Origin of the sequence: Janthinobacterium sp. AD80 (assembly GCF_002878455.1) — a bacterium.
Classification (GTDB): Bacteria; Pseudomonadota; Gammaproteobacteria; order Burkholderiales; family Burkholderiaceae_D; genus Janthinobacterium.
Genome location: NZ_NRDQ01000153.1, coordinates 1 through 16,609, shown reverse-complemented (window position 1 = coordinate 16,609; position 16,609 = coordinate 1). Strand labels below are relative to the sequence as shown.

Sequence of the window (16,609 nt, the reverse complement as noted above, 5' to 3'; positions counted from 1 at the left end):
ACTGGACGGGAGCGGCGGCGGGCACCTGGGCGGGCGGGCCCTGCAGGGCGCAACCGCCCAGGGCCAGCGCGATGCTGGCGGCCAGGGCGCGTTGAACGGTGCATTGAATGATCGTCATGCTGGTCCTTGTGCTTGTCGTTGAGCGGTATCGGGTGAAGAGGAATGGGGCAGGCGCCGGCGCTCCACCTCGGCCATGGCCAGCGCGTAGTCGGTCATGCGCGCCAGCCAGGTGTCGATGGCGCGCGGCGATTCCAGCAGTTGCGGGCGCAAGGTGTGCAGTACCTCGGCGCCGACCATGTGCTGCAGGGCCAGCGAGGCGATGGAAAACGCCAGGCGGTGCATGTCGTCGCTGTCGCCGGCGGCACCCAGGTGGCGTGCCAGCACGCGCGTCAGCGCTTCGTGCTCGGGGCGGATGTTCTGGTCGATCTCGCGCGCCCACAGGCCTGTCGGCTCGAGCATTTCGCGGCACCACAGGCGCATGCAGTCGCGCGCGATCTCGCCCTGCTGCATGGGCGCGAGCAGCTGCGCATAAAAGCCTTCCAGGCTTTGCCGCAAGGTGAAGTGGGGCTGGTCGTACAGGGCGATATTGTCTTGCGGGTCCGACGATTGCTGGGCGAAGGCGGCGCGGTACAGGCCCGCCTTGTCGCCAAAATAGTAGCTGATGGCGGCCGCATTCGTGCCGGCTGCCTGCGCCAGTTCGCGCGTGGACGTCTTGGCGTAGCCGTGTTCGGCAAACAGGCGGATGGCGCTATGCAGCAGGCGCTCGCGCGACTGTTCGCCATCGGAGCGGGGCTTGCGCCCGTCGTCGGCTGGCGCGGTGGGGATGGCGTTTTTTTCAATCATGCCGGCGATTTAATCATATATCTCAAACGATTGATATAACTAAGTCGCCCGATTTAGTTAAGGAATGATGAAGATAATGTAAAACGCAGGCAAAAAAAAGCCCGCGGTTGTAATCGCGGGCGTAATCCAATGTTCGGAGAACGAATTGGAGGAGACAGTTCCACTATAGCGCTAAAAATGGTGCAGTGCAATACCGTAGAACTACTGTATCTGTCCCTCCAGATTGGCAAAAATTCAGCATTCCATGCTGCGGCGCACAGCAATCACGCCTTGCTGCGCAGGGCCAGGGTAAACGTGCTGCCGGAGCCGTAGTCGCTGTTGAAGAACAGGGCGCCGCCGATGGCGTTGGCCAGGTTCTGGCACAGATATAAACCCAGTCCCGCGCCTTCCACGTGGCGCGTGGAGGTGGAATCGAGCTGCGAGAAGGCCTGGAACAGCTTGGCCTGGTCTTCTTCCTTGATGCCGGCCCCGCTGTCGGCGATGCTCATTTCCGTCACCTGCACGCCGTCTTCCTCGCGCTGGGCCAGGCTGATGCGCACCGTACCCTGTTCCGTGAACTTGATGGCGTTGTTGAGCAGGTTGATGAGGATTTGCGTCAGCGCGCGGCGGTCCGTGTCGATGATGGCGGGCGCTTGATGTGGTTCGCCGAGTTCGATTTCCAGCGCCAGGCCTTTTTGCTGCGCCAGCGGACGCAGGGTGTCGGCCACTTCGGCCATCAGTTCCTGGCAGTGCACCGGTTCGATCGACAGGGTCAGCTTGCCTGCCTCGATCTTGGCCACGTCGAGGATGTCGTTGATCAGCGAGAGCAAATGGCGTGCGCTGGCGCGGATGGTGTTGAGCTGCTTGTCCTGGTCGGCCGTCAGGGGGCCGGGCAGTTTCATCAGCAGGGCACCGGTAAAGCCAATGATGGCGTTGAGCGGCGTGCGCAGTTCATGCGACATGTTGGCGATGAAGGCCGATTTCATGCGGCTGGCCTCGGCCAGTTCCAGGTTTTTCAGGGCAATTTCGCGGTTGATGGTTTCCAGTTCGGCCGCGTGGTGCGCCAGGCGCATGTTCAGTTCAATGACCTGGCGTTCGCGCGCCTGCAGTTCGCCATTGACCTGCACCGCCTGTTCATACGTGGAAATGAGCAAATCGAGGATTTGCTGGCGTTCCGCGTTGATGAAGTGTTTCTGGTCGCCCAGGTACAGCGCGATGCCGATTTCGACATTCTGGTTCTTGCGCAGTTTCTGGTTCATCAGCATGTGGCTGATGCGGTTGAGCAGGTAGTCTTCCGCGTAGGGCTTGCGGATGAAATTGTCGGCGCCGCATTCGATGCCGCGGATGATGTCCTTCGGATCGTTGAGCGAGGTGACGAGGATGACGGGAATGTCGCGCAGAGTCGGGTCGGACTTGATGGCGCGGCACAGGTCGTAGCCATTCATTTCAGGCATGACGATATCGGACAGCACCAGGTGCGGCTTGCGCTCGCGGATGGCGGCCAGGGCCAGCTGGCCGTTGGCGGCCACGCGTGCGTTGTAGTGCAGCGACTGGATCAGGCGCCGCAAGCGCTCGGCCTGGGTCGGGCTATCCTCGACGATCAGGATCTCGATTTCGTCAGGCTTGATTTGATTGATGGAGTCCACAGACCTCTCCTAGATTTCAGTATATTTGATGCTGCGCGCAGTCGACGCGCAATATCGACATCATGTGACTATATCGGATTTAGGTCTGCAAAAGTAACTTCCAAGTAACTATTTTGGCCGCTTGGCATGCTGTGTCCGCTTGTCAGTTTTCGCCCTGGAACTGCCCTGCGCGGTAGGTCAGCACGAGCGTGTCGCGGTGCCCGTGCGGACCCACGGGCTGGATCGGCGTCGACTCGTGGATCACGGCCGCGTCGTCGAGCAGCAGCAGCGACCATGGCTCGGTCAGGGTGAAGCGCTTGCCGTTCGGGCCATCGGCCTCGAAAATGCGCGTTTCGCCGCCCTTGATCTGCTCGCGCCCGATCAGCAGCACGGCGACGAAATCGACGCCGTCGCGGTGCGCGCCTTCCGGCGTGGGGCGGCCGATGCCATCGGTGGTGTCGATGCGGAACTGGTGCGCCTCGATGAACCAAGGCTGCTCTCCCTTGACCTGCGAACAGGCGTCGCCCAGCGCGCGGATCAGCCGCTGCCACGCGGCTTGCGCAACGATAGCCGCTTCCACCGGTTCGAACAGGCGGTGCATGCCGCCGTGCAGGGCGTTGTATTCGACCGGCTGCCAGTGGGGACGGTGCGCTGTCTGGGTCAGGCGTTCGCCATCCTGCACGAAGCATGAGTGGCGCCGGCGCCGATAGCGGCCGCCATCTTTCAGGTAATTGTCCAGCGCCAGGGTATTCCAGCTCGATTCGAGCGCGCGCAGCGCGGCCAGCGGACAGCCGGCCAGGGTGGCCACGTCCTGCGGGCGCAGCACGGCATAGCCGTCATCGCGCAAGGCGTCCTTGACGTGGGACGGGTCGGTAAAGATCGGTGCGGAAGTGCTCATGGCGGTGCCGGCCGCGGTGCGGCCTGTGTCAGTTTATCCAGCCTGGCATTCTACGACTTCGCGGCGCTTCCTGTGCAGTGTCCGATAGGAATTGTTCTTGTTTGCGCCAAATCCTTGATTTACCTGATCGGCAGCTCCGCATTCCTGCTGTCGAACATGAGCGTCTGGATCTTGCCGCCATCCTGCACGTTGAGGGTATTGCGCTGGCCGGGCAGGAAGTCGGTCAGCAGCTGGTTGTGGATGCGCGTGCCGGGCGCCAGGCGTGTATGCTCGATCTCCTGGAAGATCACCACGTTGTCGGCATTGACCTTCATGCCGACCCACTGCAGGCGCAAACGCTTGCCGCCGGGCGCCACGATGTAAAACTGTTTTTCGACGTAGCGGCGCAGGGCCGCCTCGCTGGCTTCCTGGCCCAGGTCGAACTGGCGCTGGTACAGCTGCGTCAGCAGTGCTTCCACGTCGTGGCCCGTGTAGGTGTGCACCACTTCTGTGCTGCCGCTGGCGGCGTTGTAACTGATGTCGGCGATGCCCATGTGGAAATTGTGCGCGCCAGCGGCCATGCTGGCGCAGGCCAGCAGGCTGGCCGCGAGCGTGCGCCAGGTCTTCATGCCTCGTCGCCCTTGGCCGAGCCGCCGGCCTTGCCTTTCAGCGGCGTATGAAAATCGCGCATCAGGTTATCCTTTGGCGACTTCTCGCTCTTGAACAGTTCCAGGCGTGATGGCGTGATCTTGCGCGGCCAGCTATTGTTGGCGGTGTCGATGTCGGCCGTTTCCCAGTACGGATCCTGCACCAGGCCCACCATCGGTTCATCCGTGATGACGACCTTGGTGATTTTCTTCGGCGAGTAGCGCCACACTTCGGCCGGCACGCGCTCGACGTATTTCTTGCCGCTTTTCAGTTCGATCTCGAGGATCAATGGCATGACCATGCCGCCCACGTTCGACAGGTCGACCAGGTACAAATGCTTGCCCTGTTTCAGCAAGTCCTTTTCCCACGGTTCCAGGCCGGCCAGCGTCTCGACGTAGGCATTGCGGTCCTTGTTGGTGACCGTGAAATCGTCGTGCTGGTTATAAAAATCCTTCAGCTCCGGATGCGCATCGACGCGGCGCGGCATGCCCTTGTTGGCGCGGTCCGTGACGGACTCCGGCTGGGCGCTCTTCTGCGCCTTTTTCCAGGCCTTTTCCGTTTCCGGATTTTTCGAGCTCACGCCATATTCGCTGATGCCGTCGATGCTGATGTCGACCGGGTCGGTGGTATAGAACCAGCCGCGCCAGAACCAGTCGAGGTCCGTGCCGGAGGCGTCTTCCATGGTGCGGAAGAAGTCGGCAGGCGTGGGGCGCTTGAATTTCCAGCGCTGCGCGTATTCCTTGAAGGCGTAGTCGAACAGCTCGCGTCCGAGGATGGTTTCGCGCAGGATGTTCAGACCCGCCGCCGGCTTGGCGTAGGCGTTGTTGCCGAACTGCAGCAGGGATTCGGAATTGGTCATGATGGGCACCTGGTCGCGGCTACGCATGTAGTCGACGATCTCGCGCGGCTCGCCGCGCGAAGCCGGATAGTTTTCTTCCCACGCCTGCTGTGCCATGTACTGCACGAAGGTATTCAGGCCTTCATCCATCCAGGTCCACTGGCGCTCGTCCGAGTTGATGATCATCGGGTAGTAGTTGTGACCCACTTCGTGGATGATGACGCCGATCAGGCCATACTTGGTGCGCTTGGAGTAGGTCAGTTCACCCGTTTTCTTGTCCTTGACGGGGCGCGGGCCATTGAACGAGATCATCGGATACTCCATGCCGCCCACGGGGCCGTTGACGGAGATGGCCGTCGGATACGGGTAGTCGATGCTGTACTTGTTGTACTGCTCGATCGTGTGCACGATGGCTTGCGTGCTGTATTTTTCCCACAGCGGATTGCCCTCTTTCGGATAGTAGGACATGGCCATCACGTCGCTGCCGCCCTTCTTGTAGCCCTGCGCATCCCAGATGAACTTGCGGCTCGAGGCCCAGGCGAAGTCGCGCACGTTGGCCGCCTTGAAGTGCCAGGTCTTTTGCGCGCGGCTGACGGATTTTTCGGCCGTTTCCGCTTCTTTTTGCGTGACGATGATGACGGGCTTGTCGCTGCCGCGGGCCTTTTGCAGGCGCTCGCGCTGCGCGGCAGACAGCACGTCCTGCGGGTTTTGCAGTTCGCCCGTGGAGGCGACGATGTGGTCGGCGGGTACCGTCAGCTGCACGTCGTAGTCGCCGAATTCCAGGGTGAATTCGCCCGAGCCAAGGAACTGCTTGTGCTGCCAGCCGGCCGCGTCGTAGTAGGCCGCCATGCGCGGGAACCACTGCGCCACCTCGAACAGGGCGTTCTTGTCGTCGAAGACTTCATAGCCGGCGCGCCCGCCCAGCACCTTTTGTTCGTTGATGCGGTAATCCCAGTCGACCTGGAAGACAAAGTCCTGGCCCGGCTTCAAGGGCTGTGGCAAGTCGATGCGCATCATGGTGCGGTTCACTACATATTTCAAAGACTGGCCATCCGCGCCTTTCAAGGCGCGGATATTGAAGCCGCCCTGGAAGTCGCCGCGTGCCAGCATGCTGCGCATGCCCTCGAATTTCATCGTGTCGTCGCCCGCCGTCCTGGCCCAGGCCTGGCGCGATGGCGCCGTGGCCATGCGGCGCGCGTCGGAGTCCGGCTTGTAGATGTTCTGGTCCAGCTGCACCCACAGGTAGCCGAGCGTGTCGGGCGACTGGTTGTGATACGTGATGGTGCCGCTGCCGCTAATTTCGCGTTTGGCTTCGTCCAGGGTGGCGCGGATCGCGTAGTCGGCGCGCTGCTGCCAGTAGGCGTGGCCGGGCGCGCCCGAGGCGGTGCGGTAGGTGTTCGGCGTGGGCAGCACTTCTTCGAGCTGGCGGAACTTGTCGTCGAATGGCTCGGCGGCAAAGGCCGAGACGGTAAAGCAGAGAGCCAGCGAGGCCACGGAGCCGAATGAAATGCGCATACCCACCCTGATGTTGTTGTCCGGAAATAGTGGCAACTATTCTATACGCAGGGTGGTGCCGGCCTTGTATCGATTTGTAATAAAGAAAGGCGGATTTCGCGCCAGGGTTTGCCTGGCGCCGTCAGGGGGACGCTTTACCTGATTTTGCTTGGAAAAGCGGCGGTTTTAGTCACTTTTCATCAGGCTGTCGCGCAACTGGTTCAGCTGTTGTTTCATGTCCACAACCTGCTCCACGCTGCAGTGGCTGGCCGTCAAGATAGCTTCCGGCAACAACGCCGCCGCGTGGCGCAACTCGTCGCCCTGCTGCGTGAGGGAAATGATGACTTGCCGCTCGTCGCTGGCGGCGCGCGTGCGCGTCAGCAAGCCTGATTGCTCCATGCGCTTGAGCAGGGGCGTCAGGGTAGCCGAGTCGAGGAACAGACGCTCGCCCACTTCCGACACCGTCAGGCCGTCGCGCTCCCACAGCACCATCATCACCAGGTATTGCGAATACGTCAGGCCGAGTTTCCGCAAGAGCTTGCGGTACAGCTTGTTCATGGCGAGAGAAGTCGAGTACAGCGCAAAGCACAGCTGGCCATCCAGGCGCGGTACCTGGTGCAAGGGATTGGTGGTGGTGGTGGTGGTGGTGGTATCCATGGGCACAGTATATATAGTGCGCTACTTAGTTGCAAGCGACCTCAATGCCGCCAGCGCCTGCGCGTCGAGCGTAAGCGCGCCGGCCGCGACGTTTTCGCGCAGATGCGCCACCGACGAGGTGCCGGGAATGACCAGCACATTCGGCGCGCGCTGCAGCAGCCAGGCCAGCGCGACCTGCATCGGCGTCGCTTGCATGGCGGTCGCCACCTGGTTCAGGGTATCGGACTGCAGCGGCGAAAAGCCACCGAGGGGAAAGAACGGCACATAGGCGATGCCTTGCGCGGCCAGGGAGTCGATCAGGGCATCGTCCGCGCGGTGCGCCAGGTTGTAATGGTTCTGCACGCAGACAATGGGGCTGATGCGCTGTGCCTCGGCCACCTGGCCCGCATCGACATTGGACAGGCCGATATGGCGCACCAGGCCTTCGCGCTGCAGCTGCACCAAGGTGTCCAGCGGTTCGGCAAGCGACGAGCCGTCCGGGCCGGCCATGCCCGGCGCGCGCAGGTTGACCACATCAAGCACGTCCAGGCCCAGGTTGCGCAGGTTGTCGTGCACGGCGTCGCGCAATTGCTGTGGCGATGCGGCCGGCAGCCAGGACTGGTCGGCGCCGCGCACGAAGCCGATCTTGGTGACGATGGTCAAACCGTCGCGATAGGGATGCAGCGCTTCGCGGATGATCTGGTTGGTGACGTGCGGGCCGTAAAAGTCCGACGTGTCGATATGGTTGACGCCTAATTCGATGGCTTCGCGCAGCACGGCGACGGCGGCGACGCGGTCTTTCGGCGGACCCCAGACGTGCGGGCCGGCCAGTTGCATGGCGCCGTAGCCGAGGCGGTTGAATGCGATGTCGCAATGGGCGGGCGTGAATTGGTCGCGGGCGGGGGAAGGCGTGTGCATGGCAGCTCCTGTGTGGTGGTCGAGTTCGAGAGCCACTATCGTAAGGCCGATTGCGCTGTATGATAATCGGGTCAATCCGGCACAGGCTGTACTCATTTCCGCACAATGAAAGCTCTTCCAATGCATGCAGACAGCCCTTCCATGGCCGACTTGTCCGCCTTTGCCCTGGTGGCCCGGCACCAGGGTTTTCGCCAGGCCGCACGCGCCAGTGGGCAGTCCGCGTCCGCCATGAGCGAAGCGCTGCGCCGGCTGGAACAGCAACTGGGCATCCGCCTGCTGGAACGCACGACGCGCAGCGTGACGCCGACGGCGGCCGGGGCGCTGCTGCTGACGCGCTTGCGCCCGGCACTAGATGAAGTGAGCAGCGCGCTCGACGTGCTGAACGACTTGCGCGACAGCCCGCGCGGCACCTTGCGCCTGAACGTGCCGGTCAACGCGGCGCGCTTCTTTTTGCAGCCCATGGTCGACCAGTTCCTGCGCGCCTATCCGCAGATCAGGGTCGAACTGGTGGTCGATAATAATTTTGTCGACGTCGTCGCCAGCGGTTGCGACGCCGGCATCCGTTATGGCGAGCGGCTGGAGCAGGACATGATCGCCATTCCTATCGGCCCGCGCACGCAGCGCTTCGCGGTGGCGGGCGCGCCGTCCTACCTGGCGCAGCGCGGCGTGCCCGTGCATCCGCGCGACCTGCTGCAGCATGCCTGCCTGCTGGGGAAATTCCTCAGTGGCGCGGTTCCACCGTGGGAGTTCGAGCGGGACGGGCAAAAAGTGAGCGTCGAGCCGGACGGCCCCGTGATCGTCACGCCGACGGCGGCTGATTTTGCGGTCAGCATGGCCGTCGCCGGCCATGGCCTCGTGTATCTGTTTGAAGAGTGGCTGCAGCCGTATATCGATGCTGGCCAGCTGCAGCCCGTGCTGGAAGACTGGGCGATGCCCTTTCCCGGCCCGTTTTTATACTATGCGGGCCGGCGCCATCTGCCCGCGCCGCTGCGCACCTTCATCGATTTCGTGCAGGCCAATTTTGCGCAGCTTCCTCAGTCTGTCGGATAGCGTGCGCGAAGCAACTGCAGCATCGCGACGTTCTGTTCCCACGCGTCGCTCACGGGCTGCTGCGTGTATGGCAGGGTTTGCGTGTAGGGCGCGGGGCCGAATTCCGGGGTGAACGTCATGCGCCCGGCGCCGGCCGCGCGGCGCTGGGCGACGATGGCATCCCACCAGGCCAGGTGGGCGTCGAGCGCCTGTTTCGCTTCCGGCGCGCGGAAGTCGGCCACCTGCGGGCCTTGGGCATGGCCCACGCGGGCGTGCACATGGCGCACCAGCGGCAGCACTTGCGCCAGGGTCTGCGGCTGGTCTTCCAGCAAGGATTCGCAGGCGCAGCACCAGTGTGACAGGTCGGCCGTCAATGGCAGCCCGGGATATTGCGCCAGGTAGGGCAGCAGCAGCATCGGATGGCCGCTGAAACGGCTGCGGTGGATTTCGTGCACGATGGGCACGCCGTGCCTGGCCGAGATGGCGGCGGCCAGGTCAATCAGCTGCGCGTTCTGCGCCTGGCTGTAGTAATCCTTGCCCGTGTGCGTGTTGACCAGCACGGGACGCGCCAGGCAGGCGTTTTCCAGCAACTCGGCCAGGGCCGCGCGGTGCAGGTCGAAGTCAGCGTGGAAGACGGTTTCCCACTGCGCGGCGATCAGCTCCAGGCCTGCATCGGCGATGCGCTTGGTCCATTCTTCGCGCAGGGCCGCGTCCAGCGGCAGCGACATTTCGATGCCGTCGAAACCGGCCGCCAGTACCTTGTCGATGAAGACCTCGGGCGCCAGGTCGTTATTGCCCCATTGGGCGGCGAAGACCTGGATGCTCATCAGACGAAGCCCCGCACGGGGAAGGATGCGTCGCGCTGGATCCAGTTGTGGGCCGCGTATTCGGTCCGGCCATCCGTCGCATGCAGGGTGTAGGCATGGCGCGAGACGGGCGAGCGGTTCGGCGCGCTGTAATGGGGCAGCAAGCCGTGGAAGCAGACGAGGGCACCCGCCTTCACTTCCAGGGGGACCGCCGTGCTGTCGTCGGGCCAGGGCATGGCGTCGAGTTTTTCCACGCGCACGGCGTCGCCGTTGCGGATGAAGCGTTCGCGCAGGGGGCCGCGGTGGCCGCCCGGTTCCGCCCACAGGCAGCCGTTGTCCAGGGTGGCGTCTTCCAGCGCGAACCAGAAGGTGGTCACGCTGACCGGCGTGGTTTCAAAATAGGTGGCGTCCTGGTGCCAGCGCACTTCGCCGCCGATGCCGGGCTGCTTGAAGATGTACATGGATTGCCACACCTGCGCGTCCGCCAGGCCCAGGTCGCGCGCCACTTCGGCCAGTTTCGGGTCGGCCGAAAAAGCGCGGAAGACGGGGTCCAGGTCATGCATGGCGTGGCCGATCTTGTTGATCGACAGCGATTTCGCCTGCTTCAATTGGCCGTCCGCGCCAAAGGCCTCTTCCTCGAAGAAGCAGCGGATGGTGTTGTCGGAGGCGAGAAAGTAATCGTTGGTGTTCTTCGCCTGGTCGCGCGTGGTGAAGATCGATTGGCTCAGGCCGGGATCGAATTCGTTGACAATCTGCTCGGCGCGCGCGCGCAGGGCGGCGATTTCGTCCGCACCCTTGAAGCCGGGCAGGATGATGTAGCCGTCGCGTTGGTATTGTTCTTGTTGGTCAGTAGTCAGCATGGCAACGGCTCCGGAGGTCTATGGAAAGCGCCATTGTAGGCGGCTGTCCGAGCGCAAACAATCGGCTGGCAGTTGACAGATTGTCGTCAAAACGCAGACAATCTTTGACATGGATCAATTAAAAGCGATGGAAATTTTTGTCGAGGTGGCCCGCTTGCGCAGCTTCACCGTGGCGGGGCAGCGCCTGGGCCTCACGCGGGCCATGGTCAGCAAGACCATCATGCAGCTGGAAGCGCGCCTCGATGCGCGCCTGCTGCACCGTTCCACGCGTGAAGTGAGCCTGACGGATGCGGGCCGCGCCTACCTGGCGCCGTGCATGGCCACCGTCAGCCAGGCGCAGGAAGCGGCGCGCATGGTGGCGCACGTGGCGCAGGCGGGCGCGGGGGCACAGCTCGCAGGGCCGCTGCGCATCCAGGCGCCGTCCAGTTTTGGCAGCGCCTGGCTGGCCGACGCCGTCGCCCGTTTCAGCCTGCTGCACCCGCAGGTGCGGGCCGAGTTGTATGTCGACGATGCCCTGCTCGACCCGATACGCCACGGCTTTGACCTGACCATCCGCGTGGGCGGCATCCCGGACAGCAGCGCGCTGGCCATGCGCCCGCTGGCGCCGTGCCGCGCCGTGCTGTGCGCCAGTCCCGGCTACCTGGCGCAATGGGGCATGCCGCAGGCGCCGCGGGATTTGTTGCGGCACCAGTGCCTGCATTTCAGCCACCTGACCGATGGCACGAACTGGCATTTCCAGCGCGGAGAAGGGGAAGAACGGGAAGCGGTGAGCGTGCGCGTGCAGGCGGGTTTTACGGCGAATAACGGCCTGGTGCTGCACCAGGCGGCGCAGCGGGGGCTGGGCGTCGTCTACAGCACCACGTTTCTCGCCTGGCGCAACCTGCTCGATGGCAGCCTGGTGCCCGTGCTGACGGACTGGGAGCTGCCGCTCAATCACTTGAGCGCCCTGTATCCGGCCAGCCGCCAGCCCTCGCCCAAGGTGCGTGCGCTGATCGATTTCCTGGTGGCCGAATACCAGCCCGTGCCGCCATGGGACCGCGAGCTGGCGGCGGCCGGATTGTGCAGTTGATGGTCAGTTGAGCGCGACGGGCTCCACCGTCCATGCGCCATCGGCGTACACGCGCTCGTCGTCCAGGTAGACGGCTTCCGTGACGGCAAAGATATCCACGTGGTAGCGCGCATCCTTGCGCTTGAATTGCGGCTTGGTGTAGACGCCATGCTTGGCGCCCAGCGACAAATGGATGCCGCACATGCGTTCATACGTGCCGATGTCGTTGACCAGCTGCTCGCGCGAAAAGGCGCGGTTCATGCCGAAGCCCAGTTCGCGCACCCACACTTCGCCTTCGTGCGCGCGGATGATGTCCAGCATGGCGGTAAATTCAGGCGTGGCGTTTTCCGTGCCCGTCACGCGGCCCTTCTCGATGACCAGCGTGATCGGCGTGTCGGGGCGGTTGACCATGAACTGCGTGTCGCCAAAGACGAAAATGCGCACGCGGCCATTCACGGCTTCCAGGTCCTGCGCTTCCGTGAACACTTCGCCCAGCGGGAACTGGCCGCCGATATTGTTCATGCCGCTGTAGTCGCCGATATTGAGCTTGGCCGATTCGAACGGCGAGGCGAACACCAGCTGCTCGCCGCCGCTGTCGACCATGCCGTGGCGGGCGCCGTCGATGCGCGCTTTCAAGGCATGGCCGACGCCGCGGTAATAGGCGGGGTCGTAGGCCAGCGAAGCGATGTAGTGCAAGCCCTGCACACCGGGCATGCGCGACAGGTGCACATGTTCGATGACTTTCAAGCCCCGCTTGAACAGCTCGATGCGGATGCGGAACGCTTCCAGGCGGAAGCTGGTCGACTGGATCAGCACGACGAGGCTGCCGGCCGGCAGTTCGGCAAACGCGGCCAGCACCGCATCGGGCGTGACGTCGTCGAAATCGATGAAGGTCGCGTCCGGCAAGGCCTGCTGATAGGCTTGCGTCAGCACGACATTGAGCCAGCTGCGCTTGTCGCAGACGACCAGCGCCGGTTCGTCGGGCCGGTGGCAGATGGCCATGGCCAGCAGGTCGGCCACGTTTTGCGCGGCCACTTCGGTGGCGGCGGCGCTGATGGCGTCAAGCCGGCTGGTGTCATTTTCGGGAAGCGTCATGGTGCGGGAAGGTTGGGCAGGAAGTAAACACGGCATTATAAGGCGATTGCACCGGGCGCCGCCATTCGCCATCGGATGTAGGGCCGCCGCCAGTGGCGCGGCGATCTTGTGTAGTGCCACATGGCAATGTATTATTGATTGATAGTTTAAAAACAGCTTCAAAACAGCTTCAAAACAGCGTAACAGCGGGTTTGGGCAGGGCGGGCAATAGCGGTACAGCTCGTCTGGGCCACGCGCGGTGCCACAGAACCCTATCAATACAACAGCCTGACAGGCCAGGACGAAGAGTGTGATGCGATGAGCATAATTGGACAAGATATTCCCATGGAGCGGCCCGATACAGATGGGCGCGCCGCCGTGTTTGTTCCCGTGACCGGCGTCAAGGAAGATGTCTTGCTGACCATACGCAAGGGTGCGGCCATTGTCGGCTTCGCCAACCACGACCGTACCATCACCGTGTATTTTGAGAGCAACCGTTTCGACGATCCCGTGCTGTCCAAGTGGGAGCACAAGGCGCGCAAGGCGTATGACCGCCTGGTCGACAATGCCCCCACCGTCTCGAAGCTGACCACCAGCCCCGCCAATTTCGAGCAGATCGGCTATATCAACGGCAAGGGCATCACCATCCGCCGCATGGAAAGCCTGCAGCGCTGGCTGGCGTATTCGGATGCGATGGCGTCGTGCCCGGAGACGGAGATTATTGCGAGAACGGTCATTGCCAAGCCTGAAAGCGTCAAGGTGTAGGGGCGGCATATGGGAGCCAACAATATTGTCGGATGGCGTGGGGCTTTGCCCCACGCCGGCGGCCCCGCCAATCCGACCCCGGACCTGCCGGCCCTGCGCCTGAGCATTTTCTCGGCTGTTCCTGGTATGCACGCATATGGCGTGGGAGCCAACAATGTTGTCGGATTACGCGGGGCTTCGCCTCGCTAATCCGACCTACCGGACCTATCCGACCTGCCGGCCCTGCGCCGAAGCCTTTTCCGGCTGTTCCTGGTGTGCACGCATATGGGGTGGGAGCCAACAATGTTGTCGGATTACGCGGGGCTTTGCCCCGCTAATCCGACCTACAGGACTTATCCGACCTACAGGACCTACCCGACCTGGCCGCCCTGCGCCTGAGCTCGATCAACATGCTCCTCCCCATCACACCACGATGATGTTCGCCTGCGCCTTGAGCGGGCAGGGGAGGGTGTCGTCGAAGGTGATTTCGATGGCGCTGGCGATGAACATGCCGCCGATGTGCTGGGCGGCGATTTCTGGTGGCGTGCCGGGCTTGGTCAGGTTGACGTCCTGGGCGAAGACGAAGACTCGCCAGGTGCCGAAGACCTTCTGGCCGTATTGCAACAGTGTCCGGTAGGCCCGCTTCAAGTCCAGGCTGCCTGCGTAGACGCCGTCATTTGCACCCGGGTCGAAGCCCAGGCCATCGTCGGTCAGCGATTCGACGAAATACAGGCCTTGCGGCGCCTGGAACAGCACGAAGGCGTACAGCTGCGTGCCGCGGAAGACATTGCCATTGTCGCGCTTGAAGCTGGCGCGTATCCACAGCGGTTCGTACGCTTGCACGACGGCGGGCGTGTCCGTTTCCACGGGCCCCGCCACGTGGATGTTGACTTGCGTTTCGCTGACGGCATGCTGGTAGGTGGCGCCCGTGGTAAAGCGCTGGTATTCCCAGCTGATATCGGCTGTGTAGGGCAGGCCCGCATTCGGCGCTTCCGGCAGCACCCATTTCGCCACCACGCGCTCGGCCAGTGTCAGTTCGCCGGCGGCCGGCGGTGTTGCTTCCTGGCCACGCCAGAACGGGTCGGCGATATCGGAGCAGGCCACGGCGATGGCGCCCGAGGCGATGGCCGAGGCCACGCCTGCCACCGTGAATTCCGGCTGGCCCGAGCCGGCCCCTTCCAGCGAGCAGCAGTCGACACTGGGGTCCGTTTCCTCGAAAGTGCCGCCCACGCTGAAGCTGGCCTTGCCGGAGCCGAGCGCGGCGGCAATGATGGCCACCAGGGCGGCGATGATGGCGATGATGATGGCGAGGATTTTCCACCACGGGTCGGAAAACGGCAGGTCGCCGTGCGTGCCCGCGTAGGCGGGGTTCGGCGTCCAGACGAGGGTCATGCCGGTCGGCACGATCGGCCCCAGGCCGGGCGGGCAGCGGCACTCTTTGCCATCATTGCCTGTGCTGCCCCAGCGCTTGCCCGGCAGGTGGCCCTGCGGCTTGGACAGTTCCAGCGTGCCTTCCTCGACCGTGCAGGTGTAGGTATTGGTGGCGCTGTCAAAGCGCGTCTGCGAGACGAAGATTTGCTGGATCGAGCGGCGCGGCGTGTAGCCGTCGGCCTTGGCGACAAAGCTGACGAGGCGCTTGCCGGGCGCCGCATGCTGGAAGTCGGCGTCCCACATCACCAGCATGGCCGCGCCGGCAGGGATGCTGGCAAAGAAGAAGGTGCGCGCCACTGGCACGATGCCGGGGTCGCCCACGCTTTCCAGGTACACGGTGACATTGTTCAGTGCGCTGTTGGACACATTGGTGACGTGGGCGGCGATGCGCAAGCCATAGATGGCATTGTCGAAGATGCCGTCCGGCAGCATGATGTTGGTGACGGGCTCGATCGCGAAAGGCCGCGTCAGCACCTGCATGGGGGTGTCGCTCATGATGCCTGCTCCTCGGGACTGTGCTGTTCCTGGCCGTGATCCTGGCCCTGTTGCTGCTCCAGATCGACGACGACATAGGTGATGCCGCCCATGACCTTGCCCTCCTGCGTTTCCAGCACCCGCAGCAGCGCATACTGGCGCTCCGGCAAGGCATCGGCGCGCAGGCTCAGGTAGATGGCCAGTGACTGGCCGCGCGGCACTTCCAGCGCCAGCTTTTGCTCGCCCGGTCCGTCGCCATCACAGTGGGGGCTACGTGCCAGGCCCGCTTCCACGCGCGCGTCCTTGGCCGCCTGCCAGCGCTCCAGGCCCAGGGTGGCCAGCAGGTTTTCCGGCAGCGCGCCGCCATGCTCCAGCTGCAATTCCACTTTTTTGATGGCGCGGGGCAGGGCCGCCACCGTGACGGCCAGCAACTGTGCGCGCCGTGCCGCCAGCACCACGGTGACATTGCGTTGCGCGATCTGCTCGTGCTGCTTGGGCTGGAAGGGAAAGCCGTTGGGCAGGGGATCGGGTAGCGGGTTGATGTCGCCCGCGCCATGCGCCACGGCCAGCAGGCATTCGTGGCCGCCATTGACGATGACGGGAACCCACGGCACCAGGCACAGCACTTCCTGCGTGGCGCCGGGCGGCAGGTCGGCAAAGGCGGAACCGACCTGCGTGGCGGCGCCGACGGCGATCTGGCCCGAGGGATCGGCCCAGTAAAAATCCACACGCACGCCGTTCGAGGCGCTGTTGCCCGTGTTGTGCACGCGGCCCCACAGGTAGTTGGCGGTGCCGGCGATGGGCGCGCCTGGCGGGCCATTCGGATCATTGCCCGGCACGACCCAGATATCGGCGCTGTCCCACCACGAGGGCTGGCCGTCTTCGATGATCAGGTGGGCTGGCATGGCAATCTCCTTGTGCTTGGCCTGTGCCTGTAGCTTAGGCCGCGGTGGCGGGTGCCATTTGATTGGCATCAAGCCTGCAGACGGCGGTGCGGGCGCGCCGTGGCAGCTGCTGCGTAAGGTAATATTGCGGCAGAACGCAGCAGAGTGAATCCGGGAAAAGGTTGGAACGTGCTTGAACAAGTGAATGAAATGTGCATCAACGCCGCTTGCGGCCGCTACTTGCCGCTGCGCCTGGCGCATTGTCCGTTTTGCGGTACGCGCCAGGTGGCAGCGCCAGTGGTTTTAGAGAAAGTCGTGCCCGCGGCGGCCGTGCCGCCACCATTGTCCGCAGCGACTGCTGCGGCTGCGCCGCCGCCCGTGCCGCGCAAGCCGCCGCCGAT

The 16,609-nt window shown here is 63.6% G+C and carries 15 protein-coding genes; 3 read left to right on the top strand and 12 right to left on the bottom strand.

Annotation, left to right across the window (positions count from 1 at the left end):
• Positions 1 to 114: 114 nt before the first annotated feature.
• From JaAD80_RS23575 to JaAD80_RS23545, 7 genes are all read right to left on the bottom strand, one after another.
• Positions 115 to 843: a CerR family C-terminal domain-containing protein gene (locus tag JaAD80_RS23575; RefSeq protein ID WP_102298106.1), complete on the bottom strand. Its 729-nt coding sequence runs from the start codon at positions 841 to 843 to the stop codon at positions 115 to 117.
• Between the two features lie 263 nt (positions 844 to 1,106).
• Complete coding sequence (locus JaAD80_RS23570; RefSeq protein WP_102298103.1) at positions 1,107 to 2,468, bottom strand: hybrid sensor histidine kinase/response regulator; 1,362 nt, start codon at positions 2,466 to 2,468, stop codon at positions 1,107 to 1,109.
• 142 nt (positions 2,469 to 2,610) lie between these two features.
• Positions 2,611 to 3,345 carry a 2OG-Fe dioxygenase family protein gene (locus JaAD80_RS23565; RefSeq protein WP_102298101.1) on the bottom strand — a complete coding sequence of 245 codons (735 nt, stop codon included), beginning with the start codon at positions 3,343 to 3,345 and terminating at the stop codon, positions 2,611 to 2,613.
• A gap of 119 nt (positions 3,346 to 3,464) precedes the next feature.
• On the bottom strand, positions 3,465 to 3,953 hold the full coding sequence (locus JaAD80_RS23560) for a DUF6702 family protein (RefSeq protein ID WP_102298098.1): 489 nt from the start codon (positions 3,951 to 3,953) through the stop codon (positions 3,465 to 3,467).
• Positions 3,950 to 6,325: a M1 family metallopeptidase gene (locus tag JaAD80_RS23555; protein ID WP_102298095.1), complete on the bottom strand. Its 2,376-nt coding sequence runs from the start codon at positions 6,323 to 6,325 to the stop codon at positions 3,950 to 3,952. The genes JaAD80_RS23560 and JaAD80_RS23555 overlap by 4 nt, the downstream gene beginning before the upstream one ends.
• 165 nt (positions 6,326 to 6,490) lie before the next feature.
• Positions 6,491 to 6,961, bottom strand: a complete 471-nt coding sequence (locus JaAD80_RS23550) for a MarR family winged helix-turn-helix transcriptional regulator (RefSeq protein WP_102298093.1) — start codon at positions 6,959 to 6,961, stop codon at positions 6,491 to 6,493.
• Between the two features lie 21 nt (positions 6,962 to 6,982).
• A complete protein-coding gene (locus JaAD80_RS23545) occupies positions 6,983 to 7,858 on the bottom strand; it encodes an aldo/keto reductase family oxidoreductase (protein WP_102298091.1) in 876 nt (291 codons plus the stop codon).
• Positions 7,859 to 7,978: 120 nt separating this feature from the next.
• On the opposite strand from JaAD80_RS23545, the gene JaAD80_RS23540 reads away from it, so the two are divergent.
• Positions 7,979 to 8,908: a LysR family transcriptional regulator gene (locus JaAD80_RS23540; RefSeq protein WP_219726869.1), complete on the top strand. Its 930-nt coding sequence runs from the start codon at positions 7,979 to 7,981 to the stop codon at positions 8,906 to 8,908.
• Here JaAD80_RS23540 and JaAD80_RS23535 read toward each other — a convergent pair.
• On the bottom strand, positions 8,893 to 9,714 hold the full coding sequence (locus tag JaAD80_RS23535; protein WP_102298085.1) for a sugar phosphate isomerase/epimerase: 822 nt from the start codon (positions 9,712 to 9,714) through the stop codon (positions 8,893 to 8,895). The two genes, JaAD80_RS23540 and JaAD80_RS23535, sit on opposite strands and share 16 nt — an antisense overlap.
• A complete protein-coding gene (locus JaAD80_RS23530) occupies positions 9,714 to 10,553 on the bottom strand; it encodes a phytanoyl-CoA dioxygenase family protein (RefSeq protein ID WP_102298083.1) in 840 nt (279 codons plus the stop codon). Before JaAD80_RS23530 ends, JaAD80_RS23535 begins: the two co-directional genes overlap by 1 nt.
• Before the next feature lie 109 nt (positions 10,554 to 10,662).
• Here JaAD80_RS23530 and JaAD80_RS23525 point away from each other — a divergent pair, with 109 nt between their 5' ends.
• The gene (locus JaAD80_RS23525) at positions 10,663 to 11,622 is read left to right on the top strand and encodes a LysR family transcriptional regulator (protein WP_258003144.1); all 960 of its coding nucleotides are present in this window, start codon (positions 10,663 to 10,665) and stop codon (positions 11,620 to 11,622) included.
• Positions 11,623 to 11,625: 3 nt separating this feature from the next.
• Here the strand turns inward: JaAD80_RS23525 and JaAD80_RS23520 are convergent, their stop codons facing one another.
• Positions 11,626 to 12,696 (bottom strand): hypothetical protein, encoded by a 1,071-nt coding sequence (locus JaAD80_RS23520; RefSeq protein WP_102298077.1) that lies wholly within the window; start codon positions 12,694 to 12,696, stop codon positions 11,626 to 11,628.
• 324 nt (positions 12,697 to 13,020) lie between these two features.
• Here JaAD80_RS23520 and JaAD80_RS23515 point away from each other — a divergent pair, with 324 nt between their 5' ends.
• Positions 13,021 to 13,440 carry a hypothetical protein gene (locus tag JaAD80_RS23515; protein WP_102298074.1) on the top strand — a complete coding sequence of 140 codons (420 nt, stop codon included), beginning with the start codon at positions 13,021 to 13,023 and terminating at the stop codon, positions 13,438 to 13,440.
• Positions 13,441 to 13,842: 402 nt separating this feature from the next.
• Here JaAD80_RS23515 and JaAD80_RS23510 read toward each other — a convergent pair whose 3' ends face one another.
• Positions 13,843 to 15,345, bottom strand: coding sequence for a hypothetical protein (locus JaAD80_RS23510; protein ID WP_102298071.1), 1,503 nt, complete (start codon positions 15,343 to 15,345; stop codon positions 13,843 to 13,845).
• A complete protein-coding gene (locus tag JaAD80_RS23505) occupies positions 15,342 to 16,229 on the bottom strand; it encodes a hypothetical protein (protein ID WP_102298070.1) in 888 nt (295 codons plus the stop codon). The genes JaAD80_RS23510 and JaAD80_RS23505 overlap by 4 nt, the downstream gene beginning before the upstream one ends.
• Positions 16,230 to 16,609: the final 380 nt, after the last annotated feature.

Excerpts from the sequence above, each read along its gene's own strand:
- JaAD80_RS23550 (WP_102298093.1), bottom strand. The coding sequence starts at position 6,961 with ATGGATACCACCACCACCACCACCACCACCAATCCCTTGCACCAGGTA.
- JaAD80_RS23530 (WP_102298083.1), bottom strand. The coding sequence starts at position 10,553 with ATGCTGACTACTGACCAACAAGAACAATACCAACGCGACGGCTACATC.
- JaAD80_RS23565 (WP_102298101.1), bottom strand. The coding sequence starts at position 3,345 with ATGAGCACTTCCGCACCGATCTTTACCGACCCGTCCCACGTCAAGGAC.
- JaAD80_RS23545 (WP_102298091.1), bottom strand. The coding sequence starts at position 7,858 with ATGCACACGCCTTCCCCCGCCCGCGACCAATTCACGCCCGCCCATTGC.
- JaAD80_RS23560 (WP_102298098.1), bottom strand. The coding sequence starts at position 3,953 with ATGAAGACCTGGCGCACGCTCGCGGCCAGCCTGCTGGCCTGCGCCAGC.
- JaAD80_RS23510 (WP_102298071.1), bottom strand. The coding sequence starts at position 15,345 with ATGAGCGACACCCCCATGCAGGTGCTGACGCGGCCTTTCGCGATCGAG.
- JaAD80_RS23505 (WP_102298070.1), bottom strand. The coding sequence starts at position 16,229 with ATGCCAGCCCACCTGATCATCGAAGACGGCCAGCCCTCGTGGTGGGAC.
- JaAD80_RS23540 (WP_219726869.1), top strand. The coding sequence starts at position 7,979 with ATGCATGCAGACAGCCCTTCCATGGCCGACTTGTCCGCCTTTGCCCTG.
- JaAD80_RS23555 (WP_102298095.1), bottom strand. The coding sequence starts at position 6,325 with ATGCGCATTTCATTCGGCTCCGTGGCCTCGCTGGCTCTCTGCTTTACC.
- JaAD80_RS23525 (WP_258003144.1), top strand. The coding sequence starts at position 10,663 with ATGGATCAATTAAAAGCGATGGAAATTTTTGTCGAGGTGGCCCGCTTG.
- JaAD80_RS23535 (WP_102298085.1), bottom strand. The coding sequence starts at position 9,714 with ATGAGCATCCAGGTCTTCGCCGCCCAATGGGGCAATAACGACCTGGCG.
- JaAD80_RS23520 (WP_102298077.1), bottom strand. The coding sequence starts at position 12,696 with ATGACGCTTCCCGAAAATGACACCAGCCGGCTTGACGCCATCAGCGCC.
- JaAD80_RS23515 (WP_102298074.1), top strand. The coding sequence starts at position 13,021 with ATGGAGCGGCCCGATACAGATGGGCGCGCCGCCGTGTTTGTTCCCGTG.
- JaAD80_RS23575 (WP_102298106.1), bottom strand. The coding sequence starts at position 843 with ATGATTGAAAAAAACGCCATCCCCACCGCGCCAGCCGACGACGGGCGC.